Source organism: Candidatus Ichthyocystis hellenicum (assembly GCF_001460935.1).
GTDB lineage: Bacteria > Pseudomonadota > Gammaproteobacteria > Burkholderiales > 2013Ark19i > Ichthyocystis > Ichthyocystis hellenicum.
Window position 1 is genome coordinate 1,899,621 of the sequence record NZ_LN906597.1, and the last position, 16,391, is coordinate 1,916,011.

4 protein-coding genes are annotated in these 16,391 nt (G+C 27.3%); all 4 read left to right on the top strand.

Annotated features, from left to right (window positions below; all coding sequences use genetic code 11):
• The first annotated feature begins 43 nt into the window (after positions 1 to 43).
• The 4 genes from Arg41_RS07115 (at position 44) to Arg41_RS07130 (ending at position 16,264) form a co-directional block, all read left to right on the top strand.
• Positions 44 to 3,688, top strand: a complete 3,645-nt coding sequence (locus Arg41_RS07115) for a hypothetical protein (protein WP_157722326.1) — start codon at positions 44 to 46, stop codon at positions 3,686 to 3,688.
• 242 nt (positions 3,689 to 3,930) lie between these two features.
• Positions 3,931 to 7,731 (top strand): hypothetical protein, encoded by a 3,801-nt coding sequence (locus Arg41_RS07120; protein ID WP_092490663.1) that lies wholly within the window; start codon positions 3,931 to 3,933, stop codon positions 7,729 to 7,731.
• Between the two features lie 180 nt (positions 7,732 to 7,911).
• The gene (locus Arg41_RS07125; RefSeq protein ID WP_092343577.1) at positions 7,912 to 11,607 is read left to right on the top strand and encodes a hypothetical protein; all 3,696 of its coding nucleotides are present in this window, start codon (positions 7,912 to 7,914) and stop codon (positions 11,605 to 11,607) included.
• A gap of 964 nt (positions 11,608 to 12,571) precedes the next feature.
• Entirely contained in the window at positions 12,572 to 16,264 is a 3,693-nt protein-coding gene (locus Arg41_RS07130; protein ID WP_141663214.1) for a hypothetical protein, read from the top strand.
• Positions 16,265 to 16,391 lie beyond the last annotated feature (127 nt).

Here is a 16,391-nt window from a genome sequence, read left to right on the forward strand (position 1 = left end):
CATGATACCATATGGCTGTGTCCAATTTAGATTTCGTTGTTACATGTATCCATGTCATTTTACTAATATTAATAGCATCGATGAAAGCACTTCTGGAAATGTATGTTGTAAAGACATATGTGTAAGCAATAATCATAACCATGACACGAATACAAACACTGCGCCTAAACACAAGCTATTTTGCAATTTTTTAAATATTAACACTCATCCTGAGTTATACCAAGGCGATGATTATCAAGAAAAATTATTACCTCTCGATATATTTAAACTGACTAAATTAGATGAATCTAATTCATCATCTGATACTTACAGTTTTGATACTAGTCAACCACCCACATCTAAAACTATAAAACGCCAATTAATTGAAGACGAACCGCTATCAATAGAGCCAATAACTAAAATAATATGCCTTAAACAAATCAAGAGCAATGAAAAAAACTGTATATCCTCACTATCTTTTAGGGAAAAAATAATAACAAAACAAAATGTTGAAAACCCTGAACAAACAATACAAAACCATTCAACTAGGACAGGACAATCAATAATTAAAAAAGAGCTACGCATAAAATTATGTCGTTGCAATATTGGACAAAGAGTGGATGACGAAAACGTTATTAAAAAAAATATATCACTGAAATTTTATTCTCGCAGAAGTCATTGGATGACAAAATATAACTCAAGGATAGTATATAGAGATGCCATTAAAAAAATAGATATTGATAATAACGGATTATTTAGGGACAGTGTATTAGGAAAAATTTATAACCATATTAAAAAATATTCATTAAAACCATCTATTAATCTTTCTAAAACTTATTCAAACATACGTAAATATGCCTTGGATAAGTTATCCTCATTACTTAATGATGAAACACTTGATTTAGATATATTGATAACTCCTAGAATGTCTATTTCAGATTTAAGATCTAGCTGCATATCTAATCAATATTTCTTTAAAAAATTACGAGAAAATTGTGAGAAAATTGCAGAAAATACACGAGCAACTCCAGAAAGTTGTTTATCAGATGTATTTCAATGTCAGATTATTTTCGATCATTATGATTCTTTTACTTCAACTAATACTAAGATTAAATTATCTCCCCGAAAAGATAAATTACTCCCAAAGCTGAAGGAGTTAATTATAGATACAGTATCTAATTTACCCAACAGTATCATTTGCGAAATTGAAAAGCTCTCCCAAAGTGACATCGTAAATGCCTTATTTTTAGAAATTCATGGGGTATTAATATCAAAATCATTAATAAAAAATTTAAACTTGTTATTTATCTCCAATAAAAGAGAATTCATAAATTCCAAATTTGATGACGATTTAAATTTACTCAATTATTTGCTTAATAAAATAGGAAATTTAGTAAGAGAATCTTGTATATTTCATGACGGAGTTTTTTTGCCAGATGAATACACGGTAGAAAAACTATCTAAGTACCTATTGTCAGATATGTATGGCGTATCTTCCATGTTTCATGGAAAGCTTAAACTGCTAGATAAAAAAACATCAAAATCTCAAGAAACAATTGATGATATTAGTTTAGATAACATATACAACATAAAAACAAAAACTGAAAAAATAGAAATAGGAAATAATTGTAATTATAATCAAGGCGATGTAGTACAGCCTATCAAAAACATTGAACGATCAGAACAACAATCAATGACAATAGAACTTAGTTTAAAAAGATACTGTAGGAATAATTTATGTTCTACAGAACGTACATCGAGCATATACGAAAATGCAATTAAAAAAATTATCATAGATAATAATTTTAGATTCGAGGATAGTGTATTAAGAGAAATAGGTACCTATATTACAAGTAAGGGATTTACAAAATCATCTCTCAACCTTTCCAAAACTTATTCAAACGTTCTAAAATATGTTTTGGATAAAGTTTCACCTTACATCAGGAACATCGTAGCTAATCAAGATCTATTGATAAGTTCCGGGATGTCTTTATCAGACATAAGATATAACTACATATCAAATAACGTTTTCTTTGAAAAACTAGGCAAAGACTGTGAAGAAATTGTAAAAAATATACATCTAACTCCTAACTATTATTTCTCAGGCATCATTCAAAATTATATTTATTTGGGATCACCTGAACGTTTAGAAATTACTAGTAAGAAAAATAAATTATGTGCGGAAGTAAAAATGCTAATTATAGAAACAATATCTAATTTACCTAATAATATTATCCATGAACTCAAAAAATTTAGCCCAAACGATATGGTTAATGGATTGTTTTCAAAAATACATGGATTATACTTACACAAACCCTTAATAAATAATTTGAGACTACTTTACAATTCCAACAAATTTCCCAATGACGATCACATTTCTAATTTAGACTCACTTAATAACTTACTCACAACCTTATTAAATAAAGTAAAAAAATCTCCTATATTATATGGGGGAAAGATATTTCTTACAGGAGAACGCACATCTAATCTATTGTCTAAATATTTATTATTAGACATGTATAAAATACCATTTAGATTTCATAAAAAACTTACACCCAAGGAACATATAAATGACAATATACTAGAGAGTAACCACAAAAAACATTCTGTAACTGAAACTTACAATAGTATGGAACCATTATTAAAAAAAACGACTATTGTTCCACAAAAAAAATATAAATGGAACCCTGGGCGTATATCATCTTCAAATGTATATGAACTAGCATTATCAACGATTGAGATTGATAAAGGAGATTTTGAGTATTATTTCATAGATAAAGTTAGGCGCTACAAAGTAGTACAAGAATGCCTTAGTAAAAAAGGTAAAATCAATGTTGATCTTTCTGAAACGTATAATCGTACCAAAAATTATATTTTGGAAATTTTTATCCCTTTCTTTAGAGAAATTGAACATAAAATAAAACTTACTAACGGAATGAGTATAGATGAATTAAGACATTCCTACATATCCAATACAGATATTTTTGATAAATTGCGTAACTTTTGCGCCAAAATGGTTAGTTATGTCAAAAATTGTAATAATATTATATTAACCAATATGATACAACATCGTGTGGGTTTAGAAACAGAGATATACCAGGTAATGAAAATAAAAAGTAAAAGAAAAATTGTATTTCGCAACTGCATGGAGAAATTGTTAATTAGAAACATTTTAAATGTACCTGAAACAATTTCAAATTCAATTAAATTAATACCCAATACTAGACTGATAGAGAAATGTTTCTCTCATTTTCATGATATGTACGTTGATAATGAGTCACTAACAAAAGCTAAATTAGCATTTGATACCATAGAGAAAAAAGTTCTTAATGATCATTTATTAATCAAATTAGTAGATAAAATATCCTTAGATCTTATTCATAAAATTAAACAAGAAAATGTATATAAAATTGTTAACAGTAATATAGTCTATAGAAATCTATCCACCTACTGCTATATAAGAAAATTAGTAAAAAAAGAACTACCTACCCTTATAGATAAGATAACTGATCCTATTATGACTATACGTAATGATAAAATCGAAACTGTAGATAAAAAAACAAGGATTAAGATACTAGATAAGCTTGGATCAGACTTAATTGCAATAACTACAAGCTCGTACACCAAACTATGCGTCAAAAAATACAAGTCAAAAAATAGACAATCAAAAATTTATTTAGGTACCAATAAACTTAGTAATATTAATTAGAAGGAATGATAAAATTTAAAATGCAAATAAATAATAAAGGAATAATAAGTATTTGATACACTTTAATTATGCTTAATTTAGAGACTCACAAAATTATGAAAAATCATGCATTAAAAACATAAGTAAAAATAATTATATGTAATAACAGCTACATAATTTAATAGAAATTTATTTCTACTAAATCTAATATCGGTGTACAATTTTTATTCATGTGAAATAAATTCACTTCTAGGCTACAATATATGCATTCAAGTAATTTTACTATAGTCACTGTTAGCGAAAATAAAGCCATCAAAGATGAGGTTGACAATAACGATACTGAAAAATATACATCTTGCAAAAAACAAGAAGAGCCTAATTCTGCGGGAATTTTACCAAAAAATGAACAATCTTGTAATTTTTTAAATCTCCATACTCCTAGTGGATTATATCAAGATGATGATTATAAAGAAAAATTACTACTTCCTGATATATTTAAATTAACTAAATTAGATAAATTTAATTTATCAACTACAATTGAAAATTTTGATACTAGTCAGCCATATACATCTAATAATATAAAATATCAATTCATTGAAGAAGAAGCACTATCAGTATCACAAAAACCAGAAAGAATTAAAATTAAACAAAGCGCTGTTGATGAAAAAATTTGCATATCACCATCACTAAATTTTACGAGAAAAATAACATCTGACTCAAATTTTGATAATTTTGGGCAAACAGTACAAAATTATTCAGCTAGATGCAAAATATCAAGAAAATCTATAATAAAAAAAGAACTACGTATAAAACTATGTCGTTGCGATTTTAAACAAAGCATGGTTAACGAAAAAACTTTCGGTACATCCTCCCCTATATCTACAGAAAAAATAGAAGAGGAACAAGAATCATTAACATTGCCATCCCAAATGACAAACCTTAAAGAAGGGATTGATAACGAAAAAGTGATTAAAAAAAATATAAGCCTAAAGTTGTACACTCGGAGCATATCACTGCATACAAAAAATAATTCGCGAGTAATATACAGGGATGCGATTAAGAAAATAGATATTGACAGTAATGGATCATTTAAGAAATGTGTATTAGAAAAAATGGGTAAAGTCATTAAAATAAGAGATTTATTGAAATTCTCTATTGATCTTACCCCAACTTATTCAAACATACGTAAATATGCCTTGGATAAGTTATCCTCATTACTTAATGATGATATAATTGATTCAGATATATTAATAACTCCTGGAATGTCTATTTCAGATTTAAGATACAGCTGCATATCTAATCAATACTTTTTTAAAAAACTACGAGACACTTGTGAAAAAATCGTAAGAGATACACGAGCAACTCCAGATAATTGTCTATCACATGTATTTCAATGTCGTATTGTTTTCAATCTTAATGCTTCTTCAAATTCACCAAATAATAAGATTAAATTTTATCCCAAAAAGAATAAATTTCTCCCAAAGTTAAAAGAGCTAATTATAGATACAATATCTAACTTACCCAACAGTATTATTTATGAAATTGAAAAGATTGATCGAAAAAATATTGTCAGCGCTTTATTTTCAGACGTACACGGTGTACTAGTATCAAAATCATTGATAAAAAATTTAAATTTATTCTTTAGCTCCAATAAACATAAATTTGTAAATTTGAAAAATGTAAAATTTGATGACAATTTAAATTTATTAAATAATTTACTTAATAAAATAGAAAATCTAGTAAGAGAATCTTGTATATTTTATGAAGGAGTTTTTTTGCCAGATGAATCCACAACAGAGAAATTATCTAAATACATACTATCAGATATTTATGGAATATCTTCCAAGGTTCATAAAAAACTTAAACTATTTTCTCAAGATATATCAAAACCTCAAGAATCAATTGATAGTATTAAATTAGATAGCAATCATATAAAAAGTGCAGTAATTAATTTACCATCTTCATCAGAAGAAGAACCACAAACATCAAAATTCGATCTAATAAGCACAGTAGATACTATGTCCCCCAGAACAGTAATAAAAAACACTAATCAATCAGAACACCACATAATGATAAAAGAATTTAATCTAAAATCTTATCATAGGACTACCTTATGCTATAAAGGAACTACATCAAACATATATGAAGATGCCATTAAAAAGGTTATTATAGATAATAATTGCCGATTTAAGAATAGTGTACTAGAAAAATTGGGTGCCTATATTACAAGCAGAGGATTCACAAAATCATCTCTTAACCTTTTAAGAACGTATTCAAATGTTCGTAAATATATTTTAGATAAATTATCTCCATACATTAATGATATTATTATCACCACAGATGTATTAATATCTCCTGGCATATCGATATCAAAAATAAGATGTAACTGCATATCAAATATCCCTTTCTTCCAAAAATTACGTAAACACTGTGAAGAAATTTCTGAAAGCATAAAGGAAATTCCTGACGACTATTTCTTAAGTATTATTCAAGATTACATTTATTTTACCCCAACTGAACGACTAACAATTATTTATAAGAAAACCAATTTATGCTCAGAAATGAAATCTCTAATTATAGAAACTATATCCAATTTAGCAGATAATATTATTCATGAGATTAAAAAATTTAAGCAAAGTGAAATAGTAAACTGCTTATTTTCCAATATACATGGCATATATGTGACTAACTCTTTCATAAGAAAGATAAGTTTATTTTTTAGTTCTAATAAAATACCTGATAATGATCTAGTTGATAATTTGGATTTACTTAATGATTTATTTACAAGATTATTAATCAAAGTAAAAGAATCTCTCATATTACATGAAGGAAAAACATTTTTCCCTGGTAAATCTACAGCAAAACTACTATCTAAATATTTGTTGTCAGATATGTATGGTATTTCTACTAAATTTTATTTAGAACTTAAACCTCAGAAACATATTAAAAATATGGCATTAGATACTAATTATACAAAATGTGATGTAGTTGATAATTACAATAATACGGAAATAAGATTATTAGAAAAACCAATACTCACTCCACAAAAAAAGTCACAGTGGAACCCTACCCTTATAACATCTTTGAATATATACGAACTAGCCATTTCTATGATTGATATCGACAAGGGAGGGTTTGAAAAATCCTTCGCAGATAAAATAAATAATTACCCTGTAATAAAAGAATACCTTAGTAAAAAAGTAACAACTAATATTGATCTTTCTATAACGTATAATAATGTTAAAAATTATATTCTGGAAATATTTTTCCCATTCTTGAAAGAGATTAAAGAAGAAACAGAAGAAAAAATAAAACCTATTAATGGTATGACTGTAGATGAATTAAGATTAACCTACATATCAAATGAAGATTTTTTAAATAAATTACGTGAATTTTGTAATAAATCGATTAATAGTATTAAAAATAGTAGCAATACTACATTAATCAATCTGATACAGTACTATGTTCCACTGGGAATAGAAACACTAAAAGCAATACGAATGAACAAAAAAAGGAAAATTGCATTTTACAATGACATATCAAATCTATTGTTTAAAAACATTTTAAATGTACCGGAAGCAATCATGAACTCAATCAAACTATTACCTCATACTAAGATTATTGATGGATGTTTCTCTCATTTTTATGATATGTATGTTGACAATAAATCACTACTAAAAATTAAATTAGTATTTGATTATGTACATAAAAAAGTAGCCAATGACCATTCATTAATCAGAGTAGTAGATAAAATTTCCTTAGATATGATTGATAAAATTAGAAAAGGAAATAGAATCAGCAAGATTATCAATAGCAATATAATTTCTGGGGGATTATCCATCTACAACTACATAAGAAAATTGGTAAAAGAAGAATTACCCCTCCTTAAAGATACAATAAGTGATCCCATTTTTATAATACGCAACAATAAAATTGAAACAGTAGACCAGAAAACAAGGAATGAGATGTTTGATAAACTTAGATCAGATCTAATTGAAACAACCATCAGATCATACAACAAGTTATGCCTTAAAAAATACAAAACATATAAATCAAAAGTTTGAACTAAAAAATTACTTACTATTAGTATAATCTTACATATTTAAATAAAAGTTTATTTGAATAATATAACTAATATGTTATGCCAACATTTATCATAAGTAACATAATTTCAGTAAATTTATCTCTACTGAGATTCATATCAGTGTACAATTACTGTTCACTTGAAATAAATCAAATATCTTATGCGCTTATATCTTTTAGGTAGCGACTCTACTGTAGGTGGTATTTATGAAAAAGGGGATATAAAAGGTGAGACGAGTAATGAAAATTATGGTTTTAATACTGAAGTTTTAGCTAAACATGAACCATCTTGCGATCTTTTAAATATTCATAATACTGATGAGTTATTTCAAGATGATGATTATCAAAAAAGACTATTTCCTCCTGATATATTTAAACTGAACAAATTAGTTGAATGTACTTCATCATCTAAAACTGACAATCTTTACACTGAGAAACTGTGCACATCTCGTGCTCTAAAACGCATACTCGTCGAAGATGAATCTTCAGCACCAAAACCATCCCCCAAAAAAATAGAGCTTAAACCAATCGTAGAAGACGGGGAAAATAATATTTTTGCAGAAGAATCAATAACAGCGCTGGATTTTAAAACAGAACAAAATCATTCAACCGGCTGTAAATTACCAGGACAACAGATAATTAAAAAAGAGCTATGCATAAAATTATATCGTTGTGGTATTAAACAAAGCATTCATACAGAAAAAATTTGCAACTCCTCATTTTTAAGTCCTGTAGAACAGGTTACCGAAAAAATTGCATTCAGTGGAGATGAACTACCATCAATATCGCCTGGCCTAAGAAAAACAGGAATCAAACAAATATTACCCAAAGAAAATACTGTTAAAAAAAATCTAATCCTAAAATTATACGCTCGCAGCAATTTGTGGCATACAAAAACTAATTCAGGAGTACTGTATAGAAATGCCATTAAAAAGATAAATATTGATGAAAACGGATTTTTTAAGAATACCATATTAGAAAAAATTGGCGAAATTACCAAAAGGAGAGATTTATTAAAATCATCTATTGACCTTTATCCAACCTACTCAAATATAAGGAAATTTGCCTTAAACAAGGTCTATTCATTATTTGATGATAATGCAATTAATCTAGATATGTTGATAACTCCTGGAATGTCTATTTCAGATATAAGATCAGCTTGCATATCAAACAATATATTTTTTAAAAAATTACAAAAGTATTGTGAAAAAGTTGCAGAAGATGTACTAGCAGCTCCGGCCAGTTGTTTGGCGCATATATTTCAAAGCTATGCTAATTTCAATCTTAAAAATTATTTTCGTGAAGATAATATTAGGATTAAAATTTCTCATAAAAAAAATAAATTTCTCCCTGCACTAAAAGAGTTAATTATAAAAACAATATATGATTTACCAAACAGTATTGTTTGTGAACTTGAAAAGACCGATAAAAAAAATATTGTGGATGCTTTGTTTGTAGATCTGCATGGTGCACTAGCATCAAAATCGTTGATAAAAAATTTGAACTTATTATTTAAGTCCAACAAAAATAAATTTGCAAACAAAAGGTTTTATGATGATTTAAATTTGTTTGATGAGTTGCTAGAAAAAACAGTAAGTATAGTAAGATCATCTTGTATATTTCATGAAGGAGTTTTTTTGCCGGATGAACCAACAGCAGAGAAATTATCTAGATACCTATTATCAGACATGTATGGCATGCCTTTAAATTTTCATAAAAAAATTAAATTTCCTGATAAAAATACATTAAAAATTGATAACTTTATTTTAGATAGCAATTATGCAAGAGGTGCATCAGCTATAAAAACGGAAACTAGTAGTAATTGCAATAATGATCAATCAGAACAACGAATAATGATAAAAGAATTTAATCTAAAATCGTATTATAAAGCTGACTTATTTTCTGCAGATAATACATCAAATATATATGAAGATGCCACTAAAAAGATCAGTATAGATAGTAATTGTAGATTTAAGAATAGAGTATTAGAAGAATTAGGTCATTATATTATAAGCAGGGGGTTCATAAAGTCATCCCTTGATCTTTCCAAAACCTATTCAAATATACGCAAATATGTTTTGCATAAAGTCTCTCCATTCATTAATGATGCTATGACCACTACAGATGAACTAATAACTCCCGGGATACATTTATCAGACTTGTCACGTAATTTAATATCAAATAGTGCTTTCTTTGAAAAATTAAGCAAAAACTGTGAGGAAATTGCAAAAAGTATAAATTTTATTCCCAATGATTATTTCTCAAGCATTATTCAAAGTTATATTTACTTGAGCCCGACTGAACGATTACGAGTTAATAAAAAGAAAAAAAAATTGTGTCCAGAGTTAAAACTGATAATTATAGAAACGATATCTAATTTAACGAATAATATTGTCAATGAGCTAAAAAAATTTAAGCCAAACGAAATCATTGATGGATTATTTACAAATATACACGATGTATACTTACCAAAAACCTTAATAAGAAATCTAGAATTAATTCTTAATTCTAACAATATGCCAGGCAACAAATACAAACCTAATTTAAATTTGCTCAACAATTTATTTAAAAAAGTATTAAGCGAGGTAGAAATATGCCCCATATTACATGAAGAAAAAATATTTTCTATAGAAAGAGAAACCGCGAAAATACTCTCTAAATACCTTTTATCAGATATGTATAGCATACCGGTAAAGATTCAGAAAAAACTTATCCTTCACAAACATACTGAAGATGATATATCAGAAAGTAATCACGAAAAAAGTTCTGAAACTAATAATGACAATAATATGGAACCATCATTATTAGAAAAATCAATAATCATTCCACAAAAAAAATTGAAATGGGGAACTAAATGGGGAATTGATATTATATCACCTTTAAATATATATAAATTAGATTTATCAATGATTGATATTGACAAAGATGATTTTGAGTGCTACTTCATAGATAAAATTAGGAAATATCCGTCAGTAACGAAACATCTTGGTAAAAATGAAAAAATTAATGTTGATCTTTCTATAACGTACAGCAATGTTAAAAATTATATTTTTGAAACATTTTCCTTTTTTCTGAAAGATATAGAAGAAGAAACAAGATCAAAAATAAAATTAACTAATGGTATGACCCTAGATGAATTAAGGCTGACATACGTATCAAAAGAGTTTTTATGTAAATTTCATGAATTTTGTACTGAGGCGATAAATCGCATTAATAGTTGTAGAAATACTAAGTTAACAGATCTGATACAGTTCCGTATACATTTAGGAACGGAAATGTCAAAATCAATATCAATACTAATGAATAAAGAAAGAAAAAATAGATTTCTTAATGAAATAACAAATCTATTAGTCAAAAACATTTTAAATACCACAAAAGTAATTGTAAACACTATTAAATTAATATCTAACAATAAATTTATGGATGAACATTTCTCTAATTTTTACGATATATATGTTGATAATGTATCTCTACTAAAAGCTAAATCAGTATTTGATTCCGTACACAAAAGAGTAGCCAATGACCATTTATTAATAAAGATAGCAGATAAAATTTCTCTGAATATGATTCATAAAAATAGCGCAAAAAAACACATAGTCCATAGGATCATTAATAAATACATGGTTTGTAGAGGACTATCTACCTATGATTATATAAGAAAATTAATAAAAGAAGACATACCTACACTTGAATATAATCTAGGCAATACTATTATGATTATTCGTAATGATAAAATCCAAACTGCGGATCAAAAAACACGGTATAACATACTGATGTACCTCGAATCAGACCTAATTGAAACAACCATAAAGTTGTACAACAAATTATGTACTAAAAAATGCATGTCACACAAATAGAAAAATGAATAATAAAAAACGTGATCCTTATAAATTTATATACTTAAATAATAACAGTCTATATTAAATAAATTTATTTATACTAAGATTAACATCAGTGTACGATCTCCTATTTACTTGGTAATAGGTTATATCTCTTGCTATATTAATTCATATCTTTTAGGTAATGACTTCACTGCAAATAGTGTCGATAAAAAAGAAGATATTAATGAGACTAATAATATAGTTACTGATCATTTATCTCATCAAAATCAATCAGTAACTAACAATGAAAATTATGATTTTCATACTGTAATTTTGGAAAAAAGTTAACCATCATGGTATTTTTTAAATATTCATAATAGTGATAAATTATTTCAAGATTATGATTATCAAAAAAGATTATTTCCTCCTGACATATTTAAACTTAACAAATTAGATGAATGTAATTTTTTATCTAAAACTGACAGTCTTTACACTGATAAACCATGCAGATCTCGTGCAATAAAACGCATGCTCGTCGAAGAAGGCTATTTTAGAAAAAATTACTAGAATTACTAAAAGGAGAGGTTTATTAAAATAATCTATTTACCTTTCTCCAACTTACTCAAACACACGCAAATTTGCCTTAAACAGGGTCCATTTAGTTAAAAACATTTAAAATGTCCCTAAAGTAATTGTAAATGCAATTACTTTGATACCTAACACTAAATTTCTAGAGGAGCATTTCTCTAACTTTTACTATATATACGTTGATAATGTATCGCTATTAAAAGCTAAATCAGTATTTTATACTGTACATAAAAAAGTATCCAATGACCATTTATTAACAAAAATGGCAGATAAAATTTACTTAGATATGGATTATAAATATAAGTTTATATATTCAAATAATAAAAGCCTAGATTCAATAAATTTATTTATACTAAGATTAATACCAGTGTACAATTCTCACCACTTTGGAACAGATTATATACTTTACTATATGCATTCATATCTTTCAGGAAGTAACTCTAATGTAGATAGTCTTAATAAAAAAGAAGATATTAAGAGTGAGACTAATAATGAAAATTATGATTTTAGTACTGAGGATTTACCAAAATATGATCCGTCTTACAATTTTTTAAATATTCATAATAGTGAGGAATTACTTCAAGATCACAATTATCAAAAAAGATTATTGCCTCCTGACATATTTAAACTTAACAGACCAAATGAATGCAATTTATCATATAAAACAGACAGCTTTGACACTGAGAAACCATGCACATCTCGTGCACTAAAACGCATACTCGTCGAAGATGTATCGGAAACACCATCGCCCTCCCCCAAAAAAATATATCTTAAACCAATAGTGGATGACGAAAAAAATCATATTTTTGTAGAAAAAACAATAACATCACTAGATTCTAGAACTGGACAAAATCATTCAACCGTCAGTAAAGTATCAGAACAGCCGATAATTAAAAAAGATCTATGCATAAAATTATATCGTTACGATATTAAACAAATCATCTATACAGAAAAAGGTTGCAACGCCTCGTATTTAACTCCCATAGAACAGATTACTAAAAAAATCACATCCATTGGAGATGGAGCGCTATCAATAGCACCCAAAGAAAATACTATTAAAAAAAATCTAAACCTAAAATCCTACGCTTACAGCAACTTGTGGAATAAAAAAATCAGTTCAGGAGTACTATATAGAAATGCCGTTAAAACAATAAATATTGATAATAACGGATTGTTTAAGAATACCATGCTAGAAAAAATTGCTGAAATTACTAAAAGGAGAGATTTATTAAAATCATCGATTGACCTTTCCACAACATACTCAAACATACGTAAATTTGCCATAGACAGGATCTATTCGTTATTTGATGATAGTGAAATTTATTCAGATATATCTATAATTCCTGGAATGTCTATTTCAGATCTACGATTAAGTTGTATATCGAATAATATTTTTTTTGAAAAATTACGAGAGTATTGCGAAAAAATTAAAAAAGATATACTAGTAGCTTCTGATAATTCTCTATTACACTTATTGCAATTTCGTATTATTTTAAATATTGATGATCCCTCAAATTCAGCAAACACTAAGATTAAATTGCATTCCCTAAAGGGCAAGTTTATACCGGAATTAAAAGAACTAATTATAGAAACAATATCTAATTTACCCAAAAGTATTGTTTTAGAAATTGAAAAGATTGATCAAATAAATATTTTGAACGATTTGTTTGTAGATTTGCATGGCGTATTGGTATCAAAATCGTTGATAAAAAACATGAACTTACTATTTAATTCCAACAAAAATAAATTTGCAGATAAAATATTTGATAATGATTTAAGTTTATTCAGTGAGTTGCTGGAAAAAATAGCAAGCATAGTAAGATCATCTTGTATATTTCATGAAGGAGTTTTTTTACCGGATGAACCCATGGTAGAGAAATTATCTAGATACATGTTATCAGATATGTATGGCGTGCCCTTCAAGTTGCATAAAAATCTTAAATTACCTGATAAAAATACATTAAAAATTGATAACTTTGTTGTAGATGAAAATTACGCAAAAAGTGCACCAACTATAGAAACGAAAATTAGCGATAATCGCAATAACGATGAAATTGTAATAACACCAATTATAGGCAACATAGATCAATCAGAACAACCGACAATAATAAAAGAATTTAATATAAAATCGCATTATAAATCTTACTTGTTCTCTGCGGAGAATACATCAAATATATATGAGGATGCTACTAAAAAAATTAGCATAGATACTAATTGTCGATTTAAGAATAGCGTATTAGAAGAATTGGGTGATTATATTACAAAGAGGGGATTCACAAAGTCATTCCTTGATCTCTCCAAAACCTATTCAAATGTACGCAAATATGTTTTGGATAAAGTTTACCCATTCATTAATGATGCTATAACCACTATAGATGTATTGATAAATCCAGGTATGTCTTTATCAGACTTAGATCATAATTTAGTATCCAATGAGGCTTTCTTTGAAAGATTAAGAAAAAACTGTGAGGAAATTGCAAAAAGTATACATTTGATTCCCAATCATTGTTTCTCAAACATCATTCAAAGTTACATTTATATTAACTCAACTGATCGCTTACGAATCACCAAGAAAAAAAAGTTGTGCCCAGAGGTAAAACTGCTAATTATAGAGACAATATCTAATTTACCGAGAAATATTATTGATGAGCTCAAAAAGTTTAAGCCAAATGAAGTAATCGATGGATTATTCGCAAATATACATAACTTATACTTGCCAAAATCCTTAATAAGGAAACTGAGATTAATTTTTGACCTTAGCATGCTACAAGACAATAAATCTAGATCCAATTCAAATTTACGCAACAATTTACTTGCAAAAATATTAAGTGAAGTAGAAATATGCCCCGTATTACATGAAGGGAAAACATTTTCTCTAGGAAAACATACAGCAAAAATACTTTCTAAATACCTTTTGTCAGATATGTGCAGAATACCGACAAAGATTAAGAAAAAACCTGACCTTCATAAACATATTAAAGACAATATGCCAGAAGGTAATTATGAAAAAAGTTCTGCAACTAATAATGATAATAATGTGGAATCACCATTATTAGAAAAATCAATTAAAAGATTGAAGTGGGATACTGATCCTATATCACCTTTGAATATATATCAATCAGCTCTGTCAATGATTGATATTGACAAAGCTGATTTTGAGAATTCTTTTATAAAAAAAATCAGGCGCCATCCTTCAATAAAAAAAGATATTACTAAAAAAGAAAAAATTAATCTTGGCCTTTCTACAACTTATGATCGCGTTGAGAATTATATTTTTGAAACTTTTTTGCCTTTCCTGAAAGAGATAGAAGAAGAAACAAGAGCAAAAATAAAACCTCTCAATGGAATGAATATAGATAAATTAAGATTATCATACGTATCAAATGAAGAAGAATTTTTAGATAAATTGCATAAATTTTGTACTAAGACTATCGATCATATTAGTAGTATCACCTTAATAGATCTATTACAGGGCTATATATGTTTAGGAACGAAAACACCAAAAATGATTCGAATGACCAAAAAAAGAAAAATTGACTTTCATGATGAAATAAAAAGTCTACTGGTTAAAAATATTTTAAATGTCCCTAAGGTGATTGTAAATAATATTAAATTAATACCTAACACTAAATTTCTAGAGGAATATTTCTCTAGTTTTTACGATATATGCATTGACAATGTATCGCTACTAAAAGCTAAATCAGTATTTGATACTGTACATAAAAAAGTTGCTAATGACCATTTATTAATCGAACTAATAGATAAAATTTCTCTGGATATGATCTACGAAAATAGTACAAAAGCACACGTAATGCCTAAGATAGTTAATAGCTACATAGTTTGCGGAGAACTATCTACATACGATTATATAAGAGAATTAATAAAAGAAGACATATCCACAATTAAATATGAACTAGGTAATAATATTATGATTGTTCGTAATGATAAAATTGAAACTGCAGATCAAACAACACTGAATAAAATACTGATTGACATCGAATCAGACCTAATTGCGACAACCATAAAGTCGTACAACAAGTTATGCATAGAAAAATACAGATCATACAAATTAAACCTAGTTGAAACAAGCATGGTCGTACAATAAATTATGTAATAATAAATTATGTGATAAAAAATTATTATTCGTATAGATCTATATTTTTAAATAAAAATATGGATTATGTAGCTATTAGCAATGAACATATCGCATCAGTGGCATGATTTCAATAAAT